A 23,889-nucleotide genomic window follows, 5' to 3' on the forward strand; every position below is an offset into this window, starting at 1 on the left:
GGGGGAACCAGATGAAAGTACTGACTGTTTTTGGAACACGGCCGGAAGCCATCAAGATGGCGCCGCTGGTCAAGCTGCTGGAAGAAACACCTAGCATCGATGCCAAGGTGTGCGTGACGGCGCAGCACCGGCAGATGCTGGATCAGGTGCTCGAACTGTTTGAGATCACGCCAGACTTCGATCTTGACATCATGAAGCCGGGCCAGACCCTGTCCGATATCACCCGTGAAATCCTGGCGCGCATCGAATCGGTGCTGCAGGAATTCCAGCCCGACGTGGTGCTGGTACACGGTGATACCTCCACGACCTTTGCCACGACACTGGCCGCGTACTACCGCAAGATCACGGTAGGTCACGTGGAGGCGGGTCTGCGCACCGGCGACCTGTATTCGCCCTGGCCTGAGGAAGCCAATCGCAAGCTCACCGGCGCGCTGGCGAAGCTGCATTTCTCTCCCACCGACATGTCGCGCCAGAACCTGCTGGTCGAGAACGTGGATGAAGGCAACATCGTCGTCACCGGCAATACCGTCATCGATGCCCTGCTGGCAGTGAAAGACAAGATCGACAGCGACGCCTTGCTGCAGCAGGAATTTTCGCAGCGCTTCGGGTTCATTCGCCAGGACGCCCGCGTGATCCTGATCACCGGCCATCGGCGCGAGAACTTCGGCGCCGGTTTCGAACGCATGTGCGGCGCAATCGCCGAACTGGCCGACCGCTATCCGCAGGCGGATTTCGTCTATCCGGTGCACCTCAATCCCAATGTGCGCGAGCCGGTCAACCGCATCCTGCAGGGCCTGGCCAATGTCCATCTGATCGAGCCCCTGGATTACCTGCCCTTCGTCTACCTGATGCAGCGCTCGCACCTGATTCTGACCGACTCCGGCGGCATCCAGGAAGAGGCTCCGTCGCTGGGCAAGCCGGTGCTGGTCATGCGCGACACCACCGAGCGACCCGAGGCGGTCACGGCCGGCACCGTCAGACTGGTCGGCACCAGCCGCGAAGAGATCGTCAATGGCGTGAGCATGCTCATGGACGACGCCGCAGCCTACCAGGCCATGTCGCGTGCCCATAACCCCTACGGCGACGGTCGTGCCTGCCAGCGGATCGTCGAAGCACTGCTGGCAAGGAAGGCCAGCTTGAACTGAGCGCCGCGTGCGGCGGGTTCCGCGAGTTCCATTTCCAACGAAGGTAAAAGTCATGCAAGCAAGTCAGCAATTCAAGACCATCTCGGTGATCGGGCTGGGTTACATCGGTCTGCCCACGGCCGCGGTCTTTGCCTCGCGCGGGGTGAAGGTGATCGGGGTGGACGTCAATGCTCGTGCCGTCGACACCATCAATCGTGGCGAGATCCATATCGTGGAGCCGGATCTGGACATCGTGGTGCGCGCGGTCGTCACCGATGGCGCCCTGCGCGCCACCACCGTGGCCGAGCCGGCGGATGCTTTCCTGGTGGCGGTGCCAACGCCCTTCAAGGAGGGCTTCGAACCGGACCTGTCCTATATTGAATCGGCGGCCCGTGGCATCGCCCCGGTGCTCAAGAAGGGCGATCTGGTGATCCTGGAATCGACCTCGCCGGTTGGCGCCACCGAACGCATGGCCGAGTGGCTGGGCGAGGCCCGTCCTGACCTGAGCTTCCCGCAGAATGCCGGCGAGGCCTCCGATATCCGCGTGGCGCACTGCCCGGAGCGTGTGTTGCCGGGCCATGTGCTGCGCGAGCTGGTGTCCAATGATCGCGTCATCGGCGGTATGACTCCGGCGTGCTCGGCTGCCGCTGCAGCCCTGTACAAGATCTTTGTCGAAGGCGAGTGTGTCATCACCACGGCGCGCACTGCGGAGATGTGCAAGCTCACCGAAAACTCCTTCCGTGATACCAACATCGCATTTGCCAACGAACTGTCGTTAATCTGTGACCAGCTCGATATCGATGTGCGCGAGCTGATCGCACTGGCCAATCGCCACCCACGCGTGAACATCCTGCAGCCGGGTGCTGGCGTGGGCGGTCACTGCATTGCGGTGGACCCCTGGTTCATCGTGCACAGCAATCCGGAACAGGCCAAGCTGATCCGTACCGCACGTGAAGTCAATGACTTCAAGCCGAAGTGGGTCATCGGCAAGGTGGAAGAAGCCATGGCGCAGGCCAGGATGACCGGCGCGGACGTGCGTATCGCCTGCCTGGGCCTGGCTTTCAAGCCGGACATCGACGACCTGCGCGAGAGTCCGGCGGTGGATATCGCTCATGAGCTCTCGTCCCGCTATGCGGGCCAGGTGTCACTGGTGGAGCCCAATATCGAGGCGCTTCCAGCCCAGCTGGCCGAGGCCCGCCTGGTCGCGCTCGATACCGCGCTGGCCGAGGCCAATGTGATTGCCGTGCTGGTGGCGCACAAGGAATTCCGCGACCTGCGTTCCAGACTCAAGCCCCACCAGCGTCTGGTCGACGTGGTCGGTATCTCCAGGGCATGAAGCCAGGCCGGACGGCGAACGCGACAAGGTTCGCCCGCCGGCACCTCCAGAAAGGTAACTATCTTGTTCTTGAAACGGCTCCGGTCAATGACCTTGACGATGGCGATCAATCGCCATCTGACGGTTTGCGCCTTGCGTTGGCTGGTCAAGCGCAAGGCACGCAGGGCGCCGGAGTACACCCCGCGTCCGGGTAGCCTGCTGTATGTGGCTGCCAGCGCCCTGCCTTATCACGTCTCCGGCTATACCAACCGGACCCAGGAGATCATTGTCGCGCTGCGCTCGGTCGGCGCGGATGTGAGCGTGATGACCCGCCCTGGCTATCCCTGGGATCGCAAGGACCGCGTCGTCGATGCCGGTCCTGACGCCACCCTGGTCGACGGCATCCTCTATCACCACAGCCGGAGCCCCTCCAACCATCGTCCGGTGCTGCAGTTTGCACTGCAGGCCGCGCCTGCCATTGCGCAACTGGCGGCCAGCCGCAAAGTGGCTGCCATCCACGCCGCTTCCAACCACACCAATGCCTTGCCGGCCCTGCTGGCGGCGCGTCGACTGGGAATTCCCTTTCACTACGAGATGCGCGGCCTGTGGGAACTGAGCCGTATCTCCCGTTCGCCCGACTTCGAGGGCAGTTGGGCCTTCCGCCAGGGGCTGGCACTGGAACGTCTGGTGGCGTCCCAGGCGGATCGCCTGTTCGTCATCTCGGAACAGTTGGGTAAGTACATCCAGCAGCATTGGGGCATTCCTGCCGAACGTATGACGCTGTTACCCAATTGCATCGATGCGGATCGCATTCCGGCGGCCGATCCTGCCCAGGCAGTGCCACTGACCATCGGTTACGCCGGCTCGCTGATCGTCTACGAAGGTCTGGATACCTTGCTGGAGGCCGTCGCCCGGCTCAAGCGTGAAGGCCTGGCGGTGCGCTTGCACGTGGCAGGCCACGGCGAAGCAGGCCAGGCACTGCAAGAGCAGGCGCGCCAACTGGGCATCGACGATGTGGTGTGTTTCCATGGCCGCGTCAGCGCCGTGCAGGCGCGCGCCATCATCGGCCGCTGCGCGGTGATCTGCATTCCACGTCGTCCCTTCGAGGTTTGCAAGATCGTGCCGCCGCTGAAGCTGGTGGAAGCCCTGGCCATGGCGCGTCCGGTCGTGGTCCCTGATCTGCCGGTGTTCGTCGACGAGATGGGCAGTGATCCTGCCGGCTGGTTCTTCAAGGCAGGCGACTCCGCAGATCTTGCTCGCACACTCAGGGTGGCGCTGGAAGATCATGCGCAACTGGCTGTGATTGGCCAGCGTGCGCGTACCTATGCGATAGGGCAACGCCGCTGGCAGGGTTTCGTCGGTGCGGCAGTGCCGAGTGCTACCCCTCGGGCGAGCGCCGGCAATATGGGAGCACCGCATGGTCGGTAGAGTCATTCGCGCCGTCGGTTCGCTGATATACCGCTTCCCCGAATTGCAGGAAGACCAACCGGCAGCCGGTCCCTTCGGTCAGCTCAAGATCGCGTTGGTCACCGACCATTTCACCGCCGACTGCCTTTCCGGAGAATGTCGCGTGCGGGCGCTCACGCCTGCCAACTACCGCAGCGTCATCGGTGAGTGGAAGCCCGATCTGGTGTTCGTCGAATCGGCTTTCCACGGCATACGGGGCAGCTGGCGCTACGAGCTGGCCCGCCAGCCCCGGTTGCTGCGCCTGACACGACCGACGGCCATCTTCAGGCTGATCGATTTCGCCAAGGCCCAGGGTATTCCGACGGTCTTCTGGAACAAGGACGACGGCGCCTATTTCGAGCCCTTCATCGACGTGGCCAGGCATTTCGATTACATCTTCACCACCGACGAGACCTGCGTGCCCCGGTACCGTGCAGCCGCCCCCGGTGCGCGCGCGGTCAACACGCTGATCATGCCCTACCAGCCGGCTTTCCATCGTTTTGATGGCTTTCGCTTCACGCACAAGGAAGCCTGTTTCACCGGGAGCTACTATCGTCGCATCCTGGGCGCGCGCCGGGAATTCCTGGACAGCGCTTTCCAGACATGCGCCGATACCGCGCTGACGCTCAACGTCTTCGATCGCAATCACGACCGGCTTTCCCGGTACATCGAATTCCGCTATCCCCGCGGCAGCCACCTGAACGTACAGCGTGGCGTTGCGCATCGCCAGACGGCGGAGATCTACAAGCGGCATGTCCTCTCGCTCAATGTGAATTCGGTCACCGCATCCGACACCATGTTTTCTCGGCGCCTGCTGGAAATCCTGGCCTGTGGCGGCATTGCGGTGACCAATCCGAGCCGTTCGGTGGAACGGCACTTCGCCGATTTTTGCCATGTTGTGCGCAATCGGGAAGAGATGCAGGAAGTCTTCGGTCGTCTCAAGCATGGCCCGTCGTCTCTGGATCTGGAGCGTGCCGAAGCAGGCGCCCGTTACGTACGTGCCCATCACACCTGGTCACATCGGCTGCAGGAAGTCTGCGCCGTGCTTGGTCTCTGAAGGGCGCAGCGTGCTGGTCTCCATTTTTTCCTTCCTCGCCCAGGCCATTTTCTGGCTGGTAGTCTGCTATTTCTTCCTGTACGTGGGGCTGGAGCTGCGTGCCTTGCTGATCTCGCGCAAGACCGAGCGGCGCAAGCTGGCGCAGTTGACGGCGACACCGGCGCTGCCTGTGCAGCCACCCGCCGGCTATCCGCCGGTCACCGTGCTGCTGCCGGTCTGTAACGAATCTGCCGTGATCGAACGCCTGATCCACGCCGTCTGCCAGATGCAGTACCCGGCAGGCCAGCTCGAGATTCTGGTGCTGGACGATTCGACCGATCAGACCTCGGCGCTGGCGCAGCAGGCGGCCAGCCGCTACCAGGCTGCCGGTATCGATATCCGCGTGCTGCGGCGCCCCGACAGGAATGGCTTCAAGGCGGGCAACCTGATCCATGGCATCGAACAGTCGCGTGGCGAGTTCTTTGCCATCTTCGATGCCGATTTTTTGCCACCGGCGGATTTCCTGCTGCGTACGATGCCTTGTTTCAGCGACCCGGAACTGGGCTTCCTGCAGACCGGCATCGGCTATGAAAACCGCGACCACTCCTTCCTGACGCGGTTCCAGGCCATGGAGATGGGCCACCAGCAATATGTGACCGTGGGACTGAGTGAAGATGGCGACATGGCTTCCCTCAGCGGAAGTTCCTGCGTCTGGCGCAAGCGCTGCATCGAGGCCGTGGGTGGCTGGAGCGATGCCACCGTGACCGAAGATGTCGACCTGGGTTACCGTGCCCAGTTCAGCCACTGGAAGTACGCCTACCTGCGCGATGTGATGTCGATGTCGATCCTGCCTGAGACCATCAGCGCCTTTCGCATGCAGCGTGAGCGTTGGGGGCGCGGCTTGATCCACAGCGCCTTCAAGCATGCCGGGGCCATGTTCCACCAGCGCATGCCGCTGATGCGAAGACTGCATGCCATCTCGACCATGTTTTCTTCGCTGCTGCTGGCTTCCATCCACGTGCTGGTCCTGTTGAGTCTGCCGTTGAACTATCTCCTGAACTTCGAGGCGGCCAGTGTCCAGTGGGGCGCCTTGCTGTTCTTCGTTCTGGCCGGCGTCTGGGGTATCGACAATGCCATCGGCGCCAGCAAGGGCGCGTGGATCAACGATAAACGCTCCCTGGGACGCATGGTCTGGGATTCCTATCTCTACATCGCGCTGTTCCTGCCGATGGCCTGGTACTACTTCTTCGGCGGTTGCCGCGCCCTGTTCGGCGTCTATGGCGAGTTCCACCGTACCCCCAAGGCCGGCGACGAACATCGTACGAAGATGCCTCGCGCCAACACCGCCATGCTGTTGGGAGAGATATTTACGTTTTTCTATTCGCTGGCGGCCGTGCTGGTTGCGCTGGACGAAGACAATTTTTGCCTGGTACCACTGAACGTGACCGTCTGCGTCGGCTTCGCGATGGTGCTGTACTGGTCCTGGAAGGAAAGGTTGAGCCGTGATCATGGCTGAAGAAATACAAAGTACTATCGTCATCACCGGCGCCACCAGCGCCATCGGCGCTGCTCTGGCGGTGGCCTATGCGCGACCGGGCGTGCAGCTGGTACTACACGGGCGAAATGCGCTGCGCCTGGAGGAGGTTGCAGAGGGCGCCCGCGCACTGGGCGCGCAAGTCGAGTTGCTCAGCTTCGACCTGCGCGATTTCGCCACGCTGCGTGATGCGCTGTCGCGGTTGCCGGTCATCGACCTGCTGATCCTCAATGCCGGGATCAACACCAGCACGGGTCCCGACGGTCAGGCCGAGCCCTGGGACGAAGTCGAGGCCCTGCTGGATGTGAACCTGAAGTCCGCCATGGTCGCCGTACATGCCGTCTATCCGGCCATGCGTGCGCGCGGTCGCGGCCAGATCGCCCTGATCAGTTCGCTGGCAGCTTACTTCGGCTTGCCGGTGACACCCGCCTACAGCGCCAGCAAGGCTGGGCTGAAAGCCTATGGTGAGGCACTGCGCGGCTGGCTCATGCCCTATGGCATCAAGGTCAGCGTGGTCATGCCCGGCTATGTCAAGTCCGCCATGTGCGACGACATGCCCGGTCCCAAGCCTTTCCTGTGGACGCCGCAGCGGGCGGCGGCCGCCATCAGGAGCGGTCTGCAGGCCAACCGGGCACGCATCAGCTTCCCGTTCCCTCTCAACCTGGGTACCTGGTTCCTGGCGGTGCTGCCGGCCGGACTGTCGACCCGAATCGTTCGCTGGATGGGCTATGGACATTAATGTGACTCTTGTCGTCGCACTGAGTGCCTGGGTGGCAGGACTGCTGCTGTCGGTATGCATCGAAGCCCTGATGACGCCACGTCCTTCGCTGCACCGCCCGTGGGGCGCCTGGGCGCTGCACGTGGCGCTCTGGACACTGACGTTCGATGCTTTCCTGCTGGTGTTGGGCCGGCCCTGGTTTTCGATGGCCATCGTGTCGGCGGTCATGCTGACCTTCATCCTGGTCAACAATGCCAAGCAAAAGGCCTTGCGCGAGCCCTTCGTGTTCCAGGATTACGAATACTTCACCGATGCGATCCGGCATCCGCGTCTGTACATTCCCTTCCTCGGTTGGCTCAAGTTCATCGGTGCGGTGGCTGGATTCGTGCTGGCCGTCGCCATCGGCCTGCTGGGAGAGTCACTGCCGGAAATGCGCCTGGCGGTGCGGGGGCAGGGCGGTGCCATGCTGGTGTTGTTGGTCATCGGGCTGCTGTTGCTGCGGGCGGGTCTGCGCCAGGCGCTGCCCATCAGTCTTGATCCGACGCTGGATCTGCCGCGACTGGGCTTCTGGGCAAGCTTCATCCGCTATGGGCAGGAGGAAAGCCAGTTCCCCCGCGCTGCTTCGCCGTTCGCCACGCTCCCGCCTGCGACCACGCAGACGGCGCAATTGCCGCATCTGGTGACGATCCAGAGCGAGTCGTTTTTCGACGCCCGTGCGCTGTATCCAGGTGTGAAGAAGGACGTGCTGCATCACTTCGACCAGCTCAAGCGCGACGCGCTCGTGCGCGGCACCATGAAGGTGCCGGCCTGGGGGGCCAATACGGTACGCACTGAGTTCGCCTTCTTGTCGGGGATATCCAATCGTTCACTGGGCGTACATCGCTTCAACCCCTACCGCGCTGTAGCTGCTGGCTGGAAGCCTGGTTCCGTGGCGCTTCATCTCAAGCGCCAGGGTTACCGCACCGTCTGCATCCATCCTTATCCCAAGAGTTTCTATCGGCGCGATCGGGTATTTCCACGGCTAGGCTTTGACGAATTCATCGATATCGAGCAGTTCGACGAGCATTCGCGCTTCGGCCCCTACACCAGTGACGATGCCGTGGCTGACAAGATTGAATCGATTCTCAAGTTTGCCACCGGACCGGTATTCATTTTCGTGGTCACCATGGAAAACCATGGCCCGCTGCACCTGGAATCGATCAGCCAGTCGGATATTGATGATCTGTACACCGAGCCGCCGCCGTCGGGTTGTGACGATCTGACCGTCTATCTGCGTCACCTGCGCAATGCGGACCGTATGCTGGCCAGGTTGCGGGCTTTCCTGGAGCGCCAGAAATTCCCGGCCAGGCTGTGCTGGTATGGCGATCACGTCCCTATCATGCCGGAGGTCTACCAGCATTTCGGCGCACCCGACGGCACTGTGGAATACATCCTCTGGAGCAATGTCGAGGCTGGTCGTGGCGAGGTCCGGAATACCCGCGTGGAGGAGGTGTCCCGAATCATGGTCACCGAGCAGTCGCATGAGACTGGGCAGGCCAGATACGGCACCTGAGTAGCACGCTGTCCAGATCACCATACCTATTTTTCCATCCCAAGCGCCTAGTCCAGGGGAATCGCGCCCATGCATAACGAGATCGATAACAGTCGGACCCTCCCGCCAGCCGAGCTGCTGGAGGTGAATCAGGAGCTGCAGCAGGAGAACCAGCTGTTGCTCAGGCAGTCCGTGGTGTTGCAGGAGGGGCTGGAACGTCTGCAGGCGTTGCCGCCGGCAGCCACAGTTCGGATTGATCTGATCGACGACCACGTTGTGCAGGCGCACGCCGACAATCTCGCCAACGCGGCCTTGATCGCCGCATGGAAACGTAACCTGGCCGCCGAGCGTCGCTATGCGGCCGCCAACGGTCGGCTGTCATGGTGGCGGCGCCTGTGGCAGCACATGCCTGGTGCCGACCGGTTGGGTGGCAAGAGCTTTGCCAAGGTCATCGCCGCTTATGCCAGTGGCGGGGCACGTGCCGTTGACGTCCTGTTCGACCAGTGCATGACACCGCCGGAACTGCGGGCCAAGGCGCTCACCGTCCTCGCGCGCAGCCTGCAGAAGGAAGACGCGCAGGCGGCTGCCGACCTTGCGCGCAAGGCCTACGATCTTGAGCCGCGGCCGTTCCGTCTCAAATGGCTGGCACTGCGCCAGTACGAGGCAGGTGTGATGGAGCAGGCCCAGGCCAACCTGGATTGCTTGCCGGAGGATGTGCCGTTCAGCGAGTCGGAACTGCGCCAGGTGGAAAAGCTGCGCCAGCAGACGCAACGGTTCTGGCACGGCAAGGCCATGCAATTGACCAATTTCAGCGAACGCCAGGCCGCGCTCAGGAAGCAGGCCGGCGAGGCGTTGGAGAAGACTTCCGAGCTGCAGCAGCGGGTGGCGACGCTGGAGGCGCGCAAAACCACGTTGGAGCAGGAGCAGGCCTGGCTGCGCAGTGAGTACCGGCGGGCGCAACAGGAGAATGCTGCCTTGCAGGTCGAGCAAGGCAGGCTGCAAGAGGAACGCGCCGCCGTGGTAGGCGAAAGGGACAGGCTCGCCGAGCAGCTGCGGGTGCTCCAGCAGCAGGTGGCGACCGCTCTGGGACACAACCAGGCCCTGACTGCGCAGATGCAGACACTGCTGTCGCAACAGGACCAGTTGCAGAAATTCGGTTCGTCCGTGCAGGAAATCCAGCATGCCAACGCCGCTGCCGGCAGTCTCATGGCGGACGCCTTCAGGAAGCAGTCCGAAGAACTGCTGAAGGTCCGGCGTCATCTGGACAATGTGGTAAAGAACGAAGCGCTCAATGTGACCCGACAGGTTCAGGCTTTCCTGGGTGTACAGAGCTACTTCGCCTCCGGCGAGTTACCTATGCTCAACAGTGAACATCATTCCTGGGCCATCGATATGGACCTGGCCCATTACCTGGTCGAGCTGATCGAATGCAATGCCTACGATCTGGTGATCGAGTTTGGCTCGGGCATTTCCACGACGGTGGTAGCCAAGGCGCTGCAACTGATCCAGGCCCGTGCGCCCCAACACGCGCCGGCCAGGTTTGTCTCCTTCGATCATCTGGAACCCTATTTCCAGAAAACCGTGGGCCATTTACGCCAGCTGGGACTGGAACATCATGCCCAGGTCTGCCTGGCGCCCCTGTCCGATTGGCAATCCCGCGATGGCAAGCACTATCCGTTCTATGCCTGTGAGGAGGTCTTGTCCGCACTGGCACGCGAGACACCCGCGACAGCCCGCATCCTGGTCATCGTCGATGGGCCGCCAGCCGCAACCGGCCAGCACGCCCGCTATCCGGCGCTGCCATTGATATTGGCCCATTTTGCCGAGCGCGCCATCGATGTCCTGATGGACGACTACGTGCGTGCCGACGAAAAGGAGGTAGCGCAGATGTGGCTGGCCGATATCGGTGCCAGCGGTCAGCGTGCGCAAATGATCGAAAAGAAATTGCACAAGGATGCCTGCCTCATCGAGATCCGGCCGACGCTCATCGCGGCCCATTGAGGCGATACAGCAAGGAAAGAGTATGAAAACCGACAAGGACGTGGAATTGCAAACGCCGTCGCTGACCCGCAAGGCAATGGAAGAATTCGAGCGGGGTGACTTTGGTGCGGCATTGTTCAGCTATCAGGCCCTGGGCGAGAAACTGGGAGCGCAGTACGTTGCGGCCAATCTCGCCCTGTGTCGCCGCAGGCTTCTCAATTCTCCGCGGCACAAGGCGCTGGCGACGATTGCTCCCGGCAAGCTGCGCGTGGCGGCGGTGATGGATGAATTTACCTTCCACTCCTACGATCCCGAATGTACGCTGCTGCAACTGGATCCGGACTGCTATCTGGAGCAGCTGGAGCAATTCCAGCCGGACCTGCTGTTCATCGAATCGGCCTGGCAGGGTTTCGAACAGAAATGGAAACTCAAGATCAGCACCAATGGTCCGGAGATCAATGCCTGCATCGACTGGTGCCGCAGACAGGGTATTCCGTCGATGTTCTGGAACAAGGAAGATCCGGTGCACTTCGGCACGTTCATCGACATGGCCAGGCAGGTTGATTATGTCTTTACCACCGACATCGACTGTATCCCCCGCTACAAGGCGCTGCTGGAACACGATCGGGTCTTCCTGCTGTGTTTTGCGGCCCAGCCCAAGGTGCACAACCCGCTCGAGATCTACGAGCGCAAGGATGCCTTCAACTTTGCCGGTTCCTACTATCTGCGCTACCCGGAACGTCAGCGTGACTTCTCTTCGCTGATCGACACGGTCAAGGATTTTCGGCCGGTCGAGATCTATGATCGCAACTTCGACAAGCCGCATCCCAATTACACCTTCCCGGATCAGTACAAACCGATGATTCTGGGCAAGCTGCCGTTTTCGGAGATCGATCGCGCCTACAAGGGCTATCGCTACGGCATCAACATGAACACCATCAAACAGTCGCAGTCGATGTTTGCGCGCCGGGTGTTTGAATTGCTGGCCTCCAATACGGTCGTGGTCAGCAATTTCTCGCGTGGTGTGCGCTTGCTCTTCGGTGAACTGGTCGTGTGCTCGGATAGCCCCAAGGAGCTCCAGGCGCGCGTGCGACAGATCGTGACCAGTGATGTCAATTACCGCAAGTTCCGGCTACTGGGCCTGCGCAAGGTCATGTCCGAGCACACCTATGCCCACCGCATGTCCGCCATCTGCGCCAGCATCGCCAGGACCGATCCAGCTTCGCCATCGGCACCGGTGGTCCTGCTGGCCAGGGTGCGCAACGAGGGCGAGGTACAGTGTGTGGTGGCGGCATTCTCACGCCAGACCTATGTCAACAGGACGCTGCTGCTCATCGGCGAACCCGTGCCGGTCACAGAGGCGCAGGGGCTGGTGGTCTGGGTGGACGAAGCACGTTGTCGGGAGCGCATCGAGGCGCTGGCTGCCGGGACCCTGCTGGGCGTGCTTTGCCCAGAGGACTATTACGGTCCCAACTACCTGACCGATCTGGCCCTGGCCACCCACTACAGCCATGCCGATGCCTGGGGCAAGGCGCTCAGATATCGCGCCGCTGCAGGCAGCCTGGCGCTGGAGGGGGGCGACGTCGCCTACCGCAGCGTCGGGATGCTGGCTGCGCGCCGTGCGCTGTTCAGGTCTGCGGCGATGACACCGGCCGTGCTGGAGCAACTGCTGGCCGCACCGGAAGAGGCCACCCTGGCACTGGAAAAGATGGTGGCCATCGATGAATTCAACTATATCGAAGGGGGCGGTCTGCTATCCCCCGCGCAGCAGCATGAGGTCGACGATCTCCAACTGGTCGACCAGGGCATCGATTTTCCGCGCACGATGAAGGCGGTCACGGCCCGTCTTTCGCCATCCTCCTACCGTCAGGACGAAGATACCAGCGGCCTGCCTTGCCTGGAGGCCGGGAAGTTATCGCAACTGCTGGTCCCGAAGAAACTTATCCAGATCAAGCTGGCAGGGGGCAAGCTGCTGATCCATTCCCGGTTGGGGATGGGCAGCCATGAATATCTCTACGCTGGCAAGACTTTTTCCCGGGAGGAACTCAATCTGGTCCTGAACAGCCAGTTCAGGCTCTGCGCCTCCGGCGAACTGGATGTGCGTACCATCTTCGAGTTCCAGGACAAGGATGGCAAGAAGCTCTCGCACCAGATCAACAAGGTCGGTGACAAGCATTCGTTGGCCATTCCCTCCGAGTGCGAGAAAGTCCGCTTTGGGCTGCGCATCGAAGGCGAGGGCGAGTTCCGTATCGACAAACTGGTGCTGGGCAGCCATTCCGAACGTCCGGCCAGCTTCGTCTGCCGTTCGCCGCTGCTGGTGTTGAGCAAGCAATATCCCGCCTACGATGATCTGTATCGGTATGGCTTCCTGCATACGCGCATTCGTGCCTACCGTGCTGCCGGCGTACTGACCGAGGTCTTCCGTATCAGTCCACAGCCGCCCGGTTACCGCGAGTTCGAAGGCGTGGATGTGGCCACCGGAGATGCCGAACTGCTGGACGCCACCCTGGCCACCGGCCAGGTGAAACACGTGTTGGTGCATATGCTGGACCGGCAGATGTGGCAAGTGCTGCAAAAGTATATCGACCGTATTCGCGTCACGGTCTGGGTGCATGGCGCGGAGATCCAGGCGTGGCAGCGCCGCCAGTTCGAGTTTGCCCTGTTCGATGCCCAGCAGATCGAACACAAGAAGAAACTGGGCGATCAGCGTACCCAGTTCTGGCGCGGCATCTTCTCGGACATGCCGGAGAATCTGCACCTGGTCTTCGTCTCGCAGTCCTTTGCCAACGAGGTCTTTGCGGATCTCGGCACGCAGCTGCCATCGGAGAAATATTCGATCATCCACAATCCCATCGATACCGGGAAGTTTTCCTATATACCCAAGCAGCCGGATCAGCGCCGCAAGGTCTTGTCCATCCGGCCTTACTCGGCGCTGGCGTACGCCAACGATCTGACGGTGAAGGTGATCCAGGCCTTGTCCGTCCATCCAGATTTCGCGAAGATGGAATTCCATCTGATTGGCGACGGGGAGCTGTTCGAGCAGACTGTGGCACCGCTACGCGCATTTGACAATGTGCGGCTGGAGCGACGCTTCCTGACCCAGGACGAGATTGCAGATTTGCATAAGCAATACGGGATCTTCCTCGTTCCCACGCGCATGGATACGCAAGGTGTATCGCGGGACGAGGCCATGTCCTCGGGCCTGGTGCCGGTGACTAACGAGGTCGGTGCGGTGGGTGATTTCGTTTCCCGCTTCAACGGCATGCTGTGCGCCCCGGAAGACGTGGAGGCGATGGCCAGAGCAGTCCTGACGCTGTATGAGGATGAGACCTTGTTTGCCCGGCTTTCCGCCCAGGCAGCCAGTTCGGTGCGCGGTTCGCGCAGTGCCGAGGCGATGAGCAGGGCGGAACTGGCATTGATCTGCCAGCCTGTGGGGTGCCTCGCTGCGCTGCCGGATCAGGGCATCAGGACTTCGTGAGATGAGCAAGAGTCCTTCCACAAGCTGCTGTCGGCGCTCAACCCTGCCCCGTGGTTCTGGTCGTTGCCGGAGACGAAGCCTGAGGGAGCGCTTTGAGGCGAAGCCAATGGATTATGTTTCTCGATCTGATCTTGACATCGGCAGATTCTTTAATCGCTGCGTTTTCGTGGACAGATACGACCGTTACGCGGACAGCTTTCACCAGCTGGCTCTGTTGCAAAGGACGCTGACCTTCGACGAGCGTTTTCTCGATCCACAGTTCGTCAGTGCGACCGAGACGCCGTTCAGGGAAATCCGGCGTGCTCCGCCGCATGCGTATTGCCACAGATGGCCGCGACCAAGGATGTCGGTGTTTTCGGGGTCTTATGAGGCTTATCTTGACCAGCTGGAGTCGACGCTGGAACAGGTCCTGTTACGCATGCATCCCGGGCGGCAATATCTGATGGCACATTCCTCGGGATCGGACAGCCGCATCCTGTCCGGGACCATGGCACGCCTGCGCCGCCAGGGAAAGATGTCTTTCGATAACGTCCTGTTCCATTGCTGGTGTACCCATGAGGCCGATTCGTTCCGCAAGATCATGGCCGCCAACGGCTGGACCAATATCTCGGTGCTGGATGATAGCGGGCCGGACGTCTATAACGTCGGCAGGACCGATCTCCCCTGTGAAGGCTGGAACCCCTATACCTACCAGATCGACTTCTGGGGGACGCATGATCCATCCCGCCATGTGCTGCTGTCCGGGGCCCAGGAAACGTATTCGGTGCCGTACGAGAAATGGTTGCATGCACGCAGTTTTTTCAATACCAGGGGGGAGAGCATCCATCGCCTGGCCACGGTATTTGAGGATGTGTTGTTTCCCTTCCTCAGCTATCCGATGTTGGCCCTGACCATGGCCATGCCGGCCCAGTGGAAAAATCTTCCCGATCCCCGGATCGGACGCGACAAGGTGCGCTCCGATCTGGTGGCCCGGCTTGGTCTGATCGATATCCCGGTACAGAAGGCGGCCTATCGTTTCAATGTGTCACCGGCGCGCAGGCGAACCATGCTGGTGGCCTACGAGACCAGCCGGTTTCGCAGGCGCTATGGGATCGTTCTGGATGAGAAGGATCTGTTCGCGAACTGGAACGGCTGGAACTCCTGCCTCTGGAGTTTCGCCGTAACCGAATACGAGGTGCTGCGGCAAGCCGTCTGAAGGCTGCCTTGCACCGTAAGGAAGAAAGCGCTTATGCCAAACCGATACGCCATTCTCACCGTCGATACCGAGGCACTGCCCGCCCGTGCGGCCAGTGACCACGTTCGCCATCTGGTGTGGGGCAAGCATGCCGCAGGCCAGGCCGGTGTACGCGAGATGTGTGCCATCGGCAGGGAATTCGGTGCGCCTCATGTGTTCTTTGTGGATATGTGCGGCGACGAGCTCTATCCAGGGGAGATGGCAGAGGTGGTGTCCTGGCTGGACCGTGATGGGCAGGATGTACAACTACACCTGCATCCGGAGATCCTGCCCCTCCAGTTCTGGCAACAGCATGGCCTGACACCGCGGCCTCGCTACATGAATGAGTATCAAGATATTGCGCGCGCCGAGTTCGTCATCCGTTTTTTTTCGGAACGGCTCAAGGAGCTCACGGGCAAGCCGGTTCAGGCCTACCGCGCAGGATCATTCCGCTGGAATGGCGACATCATCCGCGCATTGGGGCAGGCAGGCATTCCCCTGTCGTTCAATAATTCGATGCGGGCCCACCTACTTGGCCGCAGCCCGCATGCCGAACCGACCAACAGTCCCTATGCCTGGTCCAACGGGGTGATCGAGGTGCCTGTGACGGAACGCTATTACCCGGCGGAGCCACAGCGTGGCAAGCCGGAGAAATGGCTCAGCCTCAAGTTCCCCCAGTCCTCCTATTTCCAGTACGCGCCGCCGCACTCGCCGTGGTGGCGTCGTTGGCTGCCGGAGCCGGTGGATCTGCAGGTGTTCCTGCTGCATTCCTGGTCGCTTCTGCATTGGGACGACAATCAGCATGCCACTTACCTTGGCGACCAGCGTCAGGAGGAATATCGGCGCCTGGTCGCCTCGATCGTCAAGGACTATGACGTCATCACCACCACCGATTTTCTGGACCTGGTGGGCCGGCGAAAGATCAAGACCAAACAGGTGGTCCCGCTGGAGCGGGCCGACCTTGTCAGTACGCCGCCGGTGACGGTGTCGGTCAATTCATCTTCAGGCTTCTAAAGGAAGGTCAGACTAGCAATGGCTAATCGTTATGCAATGCTTACCGTCGATACAGAGGCGCTTCCCAAGCGCGCCAGCGGTGACCACGTCAACCGCCTGATCTGGGGACGCCATGCCAACGGAACGGCCGGTATCCGCGAGATGGCGGAAATCGGGGACGAATTCAACGCCAAGCACATTTTCTTCATGGACATGTGCGGTGCCTATGCTTACCTCGATGAACTACGTGAGGTAGTACGGTGGCTGGATGCGGCTGGACAGGATGTGCAGCTGCACACGCACCCCGAATACCTGCCCAAGAGTTTCTGGGATCAGCATGGCCTGTCGGATCGGCCGCAGTACATGAATCAGTACGAAGATGATGACCGGGCGCAATTCGTGATCCGCCACTTCGCGGACCTGATATCGAAGGAAACCGGAAAACCGGTGCTGTCGCATCGTGCCGGCTCGTTTCGCTGGAATGCGTCGACCATTCGTGCGCTCAAGGCGGTCGATATTCCGCTCTCGTTCAATAACACCGTCTGCTCAGTCCATACCGGGCAATGCATCTATAGCGTTCCAACCAACCACCCGTTCCAGTGGTCCAATGGTGTCATCGAGGTTCCGATGACGGAGAAGCGGATTCTGCCCAAGGTCGGCAAGAAGGAACGCTGGGTACGCCTGACCTATCCGGAGTCGGCGTATTTTCAGTTCGATCCGTGGTGGGGACGCTTGCTGCTCAACATGATCAGCGGCACGCCCGAGTTCGCGGTCTTTCTTCTGCATTCATGGTCATTGCTGTACTGGGATGAGAATGGACTTGGCAGCTATCGCGATGACCAGCGCCTGGAGGGTTACCGGAAGTTGCTCAGGAAGCTGACCAAGGACTATGACGTGATTACTTCATCTGAATTTCTTGATCTGTGCGCGAGAGGAAAGATCAAGACGGATCGCACGGTGAACCTGGATCTGGCCGAGCTCGTCAGGCAATCCTGAACGCCTGGAACAGGTTCATTGTTCAGCAATTTTTTTGCGCCCATGCCTTGGCGTTTTTGAGGGAGAGAAGGAATCGACATGCTTAATGCAATTACGGCGCCATGGTGACGCGCGTTTCCATCATCGGCAGCTGCGTATCGCGGGATATTTTAAACTTTGCCGAGACACATCCATTGGTAGCCTGTTTTACCGCGGACTTGGTGCTGATTAGAAATTTTTCACCATGCCGTCGTTTGCAAATTGCGGTTGATCAAGATGTCTCAGCGCGTTTACTAAGGACTGCCTTATCGTGCTCCTCTAACTTTTCTCCGGTCAGAGATCGGATGAAGTCTGATTTAGCGATACCTACGAATACTGGCAACAACGATGAATAATCAAGAACTACTGCGGCCGGCTACACCGGCCGATACGCCTCCGGTAAGACATGCCTGTGAAATGCGACATGGTACAAGAGCCATCCGATATTACCTTTCTGAGGCAGTCGAGAAAAACCGACCTATCTTGGTCATTTTCCACGGACACGGTTTTGCGGCCGCACCGTCGCAGTTCAAGAGCCCCAACTGGAACGTTCTTTGTCCCATGGATAATTTCGGGGAGCAGCAGCTGGGCTCCTGGTACCTGGGCGAGGATGGCGACTTTTTCTGGCTCGATGCGATGCGCAGGCTCATCGCGGAAGTGCGGGCGCGAGTGGGTACGGGACGACTCTATTTCTGGGGTTCGTCCATGGGCGGCTATGCTGCTTTGCTGCATGGTGCGCTCAACGGCGCGACGGCGGTATACGCCAATACTCCGCAAACTTGGTTGCTCGGGTCTACCTACTCTAACAACGGCATGCGTAAATATTTTGAGCCGATTTTCGGCAGCAACCTGAATGCGGAGTACAACGATCTGAAAACGTTCTTCAAATCCCGCAGCCGGACGCAGTATTTTCTCTGCTTCAATCAACTGGAGCCGGGAGCCTATTTCGCTGAGCAAGGCTTGCCATTCATTGGACATTTGCACTCGTTCAGGCAGCGCTTCTATCTGGAGGTCCGGCCTTTGGAGCAGCACGGGAAGAATCATGGTGTGGGAGAGACGATTGAGCTTTTCAAACGCTATGCAGTCCAGTAAAGACACTGTTTCGAGAGACCAGATGGTATCAATCAATGCCGTCGGAAAACTATTTCCTGGTCCGTCTGACATGGATAGAACGCTGGCCGAGAAATTGAAAACGGAAGGGGTAATCCAGACCAAATTCCATGGCCAAATTCCTACCGATGGAGATCTGTGGAGCTGTGGGCCATTGGATAACAGGACCTGGCGCTGGACCTTGCATGCATTCCTGCCCCTGGACCCGCTGATCGCCGTCGGAGACTGGGACGTGGTCTTGTCGCACATCGCTGAGTGGAGCTCCCGCTTCGGGAATGCGCCGGTAGAGGCCGATTTTCCCTGGCATGATCATGCGACTGCTTTGCGCCTGGATCGACTTTCCCGGATCGCCCTGCAGATGCCCACCGAGCAGCTCATGCCCCTGGCTGCGCGACACGCGACCTTGCTGCTTGAAGAGAGCTTTTACTCCAGGCATACCAATCACGGGTTCGATCAGGCGCTTTCCCTGATGCTGGCTTCGCTGGCTTTCCCGCATCACCCCGAAAGTCGACGATGGCAGCAGATCGGTGTTGCGCGTTTGGACGACGAAATCCGCTTTGCCTTTACCAGCGAAGGCGTGCACGTCGAAAACAGCCCTGCCTATCATATGGGGATGATCAGTAATCTGAACCGGGCGCGGCGCTTGCTACATGCCGTCGGTGACCAGGCCGTGCTGCTTGGATTCGATAAGCTGTTTGACCAGGCTTTGCGTTTTCTGGCCTGGGTCACACGACCGGACCGCTTTGTTTGTTATCTCGGCGATAGTGTCAGTTATCGTCCGAATGTCCCGGCGGAGCTTGCTGATCTGCCGGGTTTTGCGCAGGTACGATATGTCGCGACGGCGGGGCGCGAGGGCAGTGCTCCTTCGGAGTCTTTCATTGTGTACCAGGAATCGGGTTATGCGATTTATCGGTCAAGGTGGAGTCCCTGGGAGCGACATACCCACATCATGATGAAGTGCGGCTTCCTGAGCCGTTATCATCGGCAGGACGATGACCTCAATGTCCTGGTACACGCCCATGGGGAGGACTGGCTGATCGATTCCGGACTGTACAACCACAATCATGACGATCCGGTACGCATATACATGCGTTCTGCGCGGGCCCACAATGTCCCGTTTGTCCCAGGTGCCAAGGTGAACCGGTCCACCCCGGACGCAGATTTCGCTACCCTTGAGCCGCTTTCTCGGGATGATTTTCCTTATGCTGTGCAGGGCATGACCAGGATGTATGCCGGCATGCGGATGGTGCGCCAGCTGTTGATCAAGGATGAAAACAATTTCCGTTTGGTGGATAAGATCCTGTCGTCCAAGGACAGCTCCTGCTACTGGCTATTCCATGTGCCGCTGGACAAGAAGATATCGATTGGTGCGAATACATGTCGCGTCGTGGGCAAGCAGATGAGCCTGGTCATCAGCTCCAGTGAGCGTCTGAACTGCGAAGTCCAGCGTGGGTTTGCCGGTAGGTTTCCCAGCGTTACAAGCGTGACAGTCAATCAGCTGGAGGACTCCCAGGTGATTGTCTTCGGACCGGCTACCGTCGAGAAGGTCGCGTTTTCCTTCCGGTTTCAATCGAAGGAATAAATTTCCCCCATCATCGATATATCAGGATGCCGCCTTGGTTGCATGCAGCGACAGAGCATGCGCAAGGGCGTCCGCCAGAAGCAGCTTATAGCGAGAGGTAATTATGTGGCCCATATTGATCAAGGCAGATGACTTGTCCCTGATGGCAAATCTTAGGAAATGGTCTCGCTTCATGCACATCGTGAAGCGGAACAAAGCGTGTGCGGATATCGGATTCATCTCCAGTCCGCCCCGGGATGAAGACGCTGTCGACATCTTTGCGAGCTGGCTCAGCGGTATTAACCGAGACGCTTTTAGTTTCTTCGATCATGGAATTACTCATACCTTGGATGAGTTTCGGTCGGAATCGCAGGAGTATTACGACGCAGTGTTTCTCCACACGCAAAAGAGCCATCAAAAGATCTTTGGTTGCACACTGGATGGCTTTGGAGCGCCTTTCAATTCGATGGGAGGCTATTTCCTGAGATATTTTGCTCAACACCGCCAGGGACAGTTCATTTACTACCCCGATATCGTGCCAGCAGCCGAACTTAGCGGTTTGGCCTATGTATCGCACCGATATCATCTCTCATTCGAGTTACGCGAACAGGGCTTCAATCCATCGTTTGAATTCTTTAGGAAAAAACACTCGCGATCTGTACGGGAGAAGAGCCCCATGGTGTTGCAAGTGCACCCGAACCGTTGGTCCGATGAGGGTTTTGAGCAGTTTGCCGAGATCCTGACGTACCTCAGGCGTCTGGGCGCCGATTTCATGAGCGTGAAGGACTTCGTTGCCTGCACGCAGCCCGAGAATGACAAGCTACAGGCGCGCGGCGCCGACAAAGTCAGTGGCCAGTCGTGGTTCAGCAGCCGCTATGCAGCCGATGCGCTGACCAAGACAGACGCGCTGCTGGAGAAGATCTGCCATGCAACCGGTCAGAGCTGGCAGGCATTGAGAACAGTGGCCGACTTCGGTGCTGGTGCAGGTGACTGGATTTACCTGCTGTCAGGGAAAAGTCCGGATTCGCGCTTTTTCGCCATTGAACCCGATAGCGATCTCGCCAGCGTTGCAGAAGAAAAGCTGCGCTCGTCGAACCGGACGAATGTAAGCGTACTGAATACGGGATTCGACACCGCCGTGGTGAGCAATGTCGATCTCACGCTCTGCAATCGGGCGCTGAACTACTTCGACCTGCCGACTTATCTGGACAAGCTCAATCAGGTGTCAGCACCCGATGGTTTCCACTATGTCGGATACCAAGATATCACCTTCTACCTGAAAGGCATGCTGAGGGCACTTGAGCTAGAGAATTATGATCTGGCCAGACGACGGATCAATGTGGTGATCAGTTCAATGGAATACTGGGCTGGATTCGAAGAACGCAAGACCGCTGAAGTATGCGTATCCGTGCACTCGCTGATTTCCTTGTTCAACGCTGCTGGTCATGAATTCACCGCAGCCCCGCTTGCGGAGGAGGAGGCCGTCAGCGCTGTGAATGGCGTCTCGGGATTGCTGTTCCGCAGAAACGAAACCGCTGAGCGCCAGGCGCAGTCCATTGCACTCGACCATCTTGGGTTGGCGAAGGCCGCGAGGAATCGTGCTTGGCCTGCCGTCCCCTCGCCGACGGTGATCGAGAAGGTGGCGGCACTGTCGCCTCATATCGAGTGGATACGCAAGGGAGATTATTCCCGCACTGTCACGCTATTCGACAGAGCGCGCCCGTCGGAGGAACAAAGGCCGGAACTGATCCTGAGCATCGTCAGTGCATTCGGTTTGCGCAAATTCGCGCTTTGCAGGGAGCTGCTTTCCCTATGCAATTTCAAGGATTTCTGATGACTGAAGGCGCGCCTCGCTCCTGCCAGACCTCCTGATACATTTCCCGATACGCCTTCTCAACAGCCGGATGCGTCAGCAAAGGCGCCAGTTCCGGTGACTGCAGGAACAAGGGCAGGTAGCTAAAGCGTGAGGTGAATGCGCCCAGCAGGCGTTCAGCTGCCTGCTCCATCTCGCCGATGGCTACCAGATCTTTCACCATCAGGATACCTTCGGGGCTATTGGGGAGGCAGCTCTGCAGCCGCTCTTGTACCAGATTGCGGGCCTTGCACAGCAGGCCGCACTGCGCCAGCACATAGGGCAGGTTGATTCGCGCGTAAGGGGGGATGTTGGTCGAGCTGGAAAGCTTTTCGGCAATTTGCGCCAGTCTCTGCGTTGGCTCGAACGCGGCGCTGACCATGATCTTGACGCCCTTCAATGCCGGGCTGCTACCGGCATAGTCGTGGTCCTCTGCAATGGCAATCTCCTCCATGGCCTCGGTATAGCGGTTGAGCATGCCCAAGGTACGCGCGAGGATGGCACGGATCTGAATACTGTAGGGGCGCAGCATCAAGAGCCGGCGCAGTGGTCCGATGGCTTCTTCCGGTCTGCCCGTGCCGGAGAGGTGCAGACCGTAAAAGAGCAATGCATCGGCGTTGTCCGGCGCCATGCGAAGTGCTTCGATATGCATGGTACGGGCTTCCCGGAAGCGCCATTGGCTATCCCGCAGCCAGGCCTGGGCCGATAGCAGGTCGGGTGAATCGGGCGCCAATACTGCGGCTGCCTCAAGATGTTCGATCGCTTCCGCTTGGGATACCCCGACATGGGTATCCAGGCCGATGGCCATGGCCGTGGTGATGGTTTTGGCCAGGCCGATCTTGGCCGGGGCAAAATTCGGTGCGGTGAGGGTGACGGAGCGGAAAACGCTGATGGCCTGCTTGAGGGGCTTGGCACTATGTTGTTGCGCCAGCATTGATGCATGCAGACACTGCTCGTGAGCCATCGATGCGTTGGTCGATGGTACCGGCCGGAACCCGGTGGAATCGCGGGCGAGCAGCAGCCTGTAACCGTAGCCATAGACGGATTCGATCTTGGCGTCGGGTAGGGCCTTTCTTAGCTGGCTGATACAGCGCACCAGGCTATCGTCGGAGACGGAACGATCGCCCATCCATGCATGCTGGATGATCGCGTCCTTGCTGACGGGGTCGGGGGAATTCTGGATCAGCTGCGTGAGCACTGCCCGCTCTTTCGGCGGTAAGTCCAGCTCCGTGCCACGCCAGGTGGGAATGCCACGGGAGTTCAGTCTTAGCGGCATGACCTGGCACCCTGTTGCTGACCTTCCCCAGGGCCGCCGAATGCTGCCATGGCAGCGCCATCGCTCAGATATTGCCTGCCGGCCTGCATAGTCATGAGAAATTCCTTGAAGAGAGTGCTATCCGATGCGCTACCTGAAGGCGATTTGTCGGGAATGGGGTCTGGAATCGAACCTCCAGTCTTGACCCTTATTGTTGACGCTCTTATCCAGTCGGCGGCTAACTCTTGAGAGCGACAAGATTGTAATCGGTTCATGGCCATGTGGCGAGTATCAATACGATGAATTTGTACTATTTGTTGATTTTATGTTGGATAAAGACTTAAATTTGATGAATATATCTATAAACCCATAGTCGATCTAGATTAAGCCAGGTGCAACTGGCGAAAACGATATCAGTCGCTCTGTTATGCTCATTAAATCAGTATTTGGGCGAGCTGCAGGTAATGTTGTGTGATTCCCTGGCCCATCGGGCAAAGCGGTGTGGTATGGGCCAATTGAGAGGGTATGGATCTATTTTTTGTTATATCTGCTGGATTCGGTGTGGAGGCCGATAGTGTCAAGCTGATATCAAGAAGAGCCGCATGGTGGACCGGGGGGAGGGCAGCGAGGCTTGGTTCTTATGACAGGGGTGAAGCCAGCGCCAAAACAAAAAACCCGCCCTTCTTTCGAAGAGGCGGGTTTTTCGGACGGCGCCGCATACGCATGATT

Annotated in this window: 16 protein-coding genes; 15 read left to right on the top strand and 1 reads right to left on the bottom strand. The window is 59.4% G+C overall.

Annotated features, from left to right (window positions below):
• Positions 1-11 precede the first annotated feature (11 nt).
• From wecB to HFRIS_RS08590, 15 genes are all read left to right on the top strand, one after another.
• Positions 12-1,145, top strand: a complete 1,134-nt coding sequence (gene wecB / locus HFRIS_RS08520; RefSeq protein ID WP_006462894.1) for a non-hydrolyzing UDP-N-acetylglucosamine 2-epimerase — start codon at positions 12-14, stop codon at positions 1,143-1,145.
• A gap of 52 nt (positions 1,146-1,197) precedes the next feature.
• A complete protein-coding gene (wecC, locus tag HFRIS_RS08525; protein WP_006462895.1) occupies positions 1,198-2,460 on the top strand; it encodes a UDP-N-acetyl-D-mannosamine dehydrogenase in 1,263 nt (420 codons plus the stop codon).
• 99 nt (positions 2,461-2,559) lie between these two features.
• Positions 2,560-3,867 (top strand): glycosyltransferase family 4 protein, encoded by a 1,308-nt coding sequence (locus tag HFRIS_RS08530; RefSeq protein WP_006462896.1) that lies wholly within the window; start codon positions 2,560-2,562, stop codon positions 3,865-3,867.
• Complete coding sequence (locus HFRIS_RS08535) at positions 3,857-4,942, top strand: CgeB family protein (RefSeq protein WP_006462897.1); 1,086 nt, start codon at positions 3,857-3,859, stop codon at positions 4,940-4,942. Before HFRIS_RS08530 ends, HFRIS_RS08535 begins: the two co-directional genes overlap by 11 nt.
• Before the next feature lie 10 nt (positions 4,943-4,952).
• Positions 4,953-6,437: a glycosyltransferase gene (locus HFRIS_RS08540; RefSeq protein WP_209443005.1), complete on the top strand. Its 1,485-nt coding sequence runs from the start codon at positions 4,953-4,955 to the stop codon at positions 6,435-6,437.
• Positions 6,430-7,194, top strand: coding sequence for an SDR family NAD(P)-dependent oxidoreductase (locus HFRIS_RS08545; protein WP_006462899.1), 765 nt, complete (start codon positions 6,430-6,432; stop codon positions 7,192-7,194). Before HFRIS_RS08540 ends, HFRIS_RS08545 begins: the two co-directional genes overlap by 8 nt.
• Position 7,195: 1 nt before the next feature.
• Positions 7,196-8,725 (top strand): LTA synthase family protein, encoded by a 1,530-nt coding sequence (locus HFRIS_RS08550; RefSeq protein ID WP_244436276.1) that lies wholly within the window; start codon positions 7,196-7,198, stop codon positions 8,723-8,725.
• A gap of 69 nt (positions 8,726-8,794) precedes the next feature.
• Complete coding sequence (locus tag HFRIS_RS24515) at positions 8,795-10,705, top strand: coiled-coil domain-containing protein (RefSeq protein WP_006462901.1); 1,911 nt, start codon at positions 8,795-8,797, stop codon at positions 10,703-10,705.
• 22 nt (positions 10,706-10,727) lie between these two features.
• Positions 10,728-14,162, top strand: a complete 3,435-nt coding sequence (locus HFRIS_RS08560; RefSeq protein WP_006462902.1) for a glycosyltransferase family protein — start codon at positions 10,728-10,730, stop codon at positions 14,160-14,162.
• Between the two features lie 106 nt (positions 14,163-14,268).
• A complete protein-coding gene (locus HFRIS_RS08565) occupies positions 14,269-15,357 on the top strand; it encodes a hypothetical protein (RefSeq protein ID WP_039875017.1) in 1,089 nt (362 codons plus the stop codon).
• Positions 15,358-15,390: 33 nt separating this feature from the next.
• A complete protein-coding gene (locus HFRIS_RS08570) occupies positions 15,391-16,389 on the top strand; it encodes a polysaccharide deacetylase family protein (protein ID WP_006462904.1) in 999 nt (332 codons plus the stop codon).
• An 18-nt stretch (positions 16,390-16,407) separates the two neighbouring features.
• Positions 16,408-17,364: a polysaccharide deacetylase family protein gene (locus tag HFRIS_RS08575; protein ID WP_006462905.1), complete on the top strand. Its 957-nt coding sequence runs from the start codon at positions 16,408-16,410 to the stop codon at positions 17,362-17,364.
• 366 nt (positions 17,365-17,730) lie between these two features.
• On the top strand, positions 17,731-18,474 hold the full coding sequence (locus HFRIS_RS08580) for an alpha/beta hydrolase family protein (RefSeq protein WP_161625967.1): 744 nt from the start codon (positions 17,731-17,733) through the stop codon (positions 18,472-18,474).
• A 22-nt stretch (positions 18,475-18,496) separates the two neighbouring features.
• Entirely contained in the window at positions 18,497-20,074 is a 1,578-nt protein-coding gene (locus tag HFRIS_RS08585) for a heparinase II/III family protein (protein ID WP_161625968.1), read from the top strand.
• Positions 20,075-20,246: 172 nt separating this feature from the next.
• Positions 20,247-21,887 carry a hypothetical protein gene (locus HFRIS_RS08590; RefSeq protein WP_152486663.1) on the top strand — a complete coding sequence of 547 codons (1,641 nt, stop codon included), beginning with the start codon at positions 20,247-20,249 and terminating at the stop codon, positions 21,885-21,887.
• Here the strand turns inward: HFRIS_RS08590 and HFRIS_RS08595 are convergent.
• Positions 21,874-23,181, bottom strand: a complete 1,308-nt coding sequence (locus tag HFRIS_RS08595; protein WP_081626835.1) for a winged helix-turn-helix domain-containing protein — start codon at positions 23,179-23,181, stop codon at positions 21,874-21,876. The two genes, HFRIS_RS08590 and HFRIS_RS08595, sit on opposite strands and share 14 nt — an antisense overlap.
• Positions 23,182-23,889: the final 708 nt, after the last annotated feature.

It is taken from the genome of Herbaspirillum frisingense GSF30 (genome assembly GCF_000300975.2).
GTDB classification, from domain to species: Bacteria; Pseudomonadota; Gammaproteobacteria; order Burkholderiales; family Burkholderiaceae_D; genus Herbaspirillum; species Herbaspirillum frisingense.

Bases quoted from the DNA above. Each gene is read 5' to 3' on its own strand.
- wecB (WP_006462894.1), top strand. From the start codon at position 12: ATGAAAGTACTGACTGTTTTTGGAACACGGCCGGAAGCCATCAAGATG.
- HFRIS_RS08585 (WP_161625968.1), top strand. From the start codon at position 18,497: ATGGTATCAATCAATGCCGTCGGAAAACTATTTCCTGGTCCGTCTGAC.
- HFRIS_RS08545 (WP_006462899.1), top strand. From the start codon at position 6,430: ATGGCTGAAGAAATACAAAGTACTATCGTCATCACCGGCGCCACCAGC.
- HFRIS_RS24515 (WP_006462901.1), top strand. From the start codon at position 8,795: ATGCATAACGAGATCGATAACAGTCGGACCCTCCCGCCAGCCGAGCTG.
- wecC (WP_006462895.1), top strand. From the start codon at position 1,198: ATGCAAGCAAGTCAGCAATTCAAGACCATCTCGGTGATCGGGCTGGGT.
- HFRIS_RS08565 (WP_039875017.1), top strand. From the start codon at position 14,269: ATGGATTATGTTTCTCGATCTGATCTTGACATCGGCAGATTCTTTAAT.
- HFRIS_RS08575 (WP_006462905.1), top strand. From the start codon at position 16,408: ATGGCTAATCGTTATGCAATGCTTACCGTCGATACAGAGGCGCTTCCC.
- HFRIS_RS08595 (WP_081626835.1), bottom strand. From the start codon at position 23,181: ATGCCGCTAAGACTGAACTCCCGTGGCATTCCCACCTGGCGTGGCACG.
- HFRIS_RS08535 (WP_006462897.1), top strand. From the start codon at position 3,857: ATGGTCGGTAGAGTCATTCGCGCCGTCGGTTCGCTGATATACCGCTTC.
- HFRIS_RS08530 (WP_006462896.1), top strand. From the start codon at position 2,560: ATGGCGATCAATCGCCATCTGACGGTTTGCGCCTTGCGTTGGCTGGTC.
- HFRIS_RS08590 (WP_152486663.1), top strand. From the start codon at position 20,247: ATGCACATCGTGAAGCGGAACAAAGCGTGTGCGGATATCGGATTCATC.
- HFRIS_RS08570 (WP_006462904.1), top strand. From the start codon at position 15,391: ATGCCAAACCGATACGCCATTCTCACCGTCGATACCGAGGCACTGCCC.
- HFRIS_RS08560 (WP_006462902.1), top strand. From the start codon at position 10,728: ATGAAAACCGACAAGGACGTGGAATTGCAAACGCCGTCGCTGACCCGC.
- HFRIS_RS08580 (WP_161625967.1), top strand. From the start codon at position 17,731: ATGAATAATCAAGAACTACTGCGGCCGGCTACACCGGCCGATACGCCT.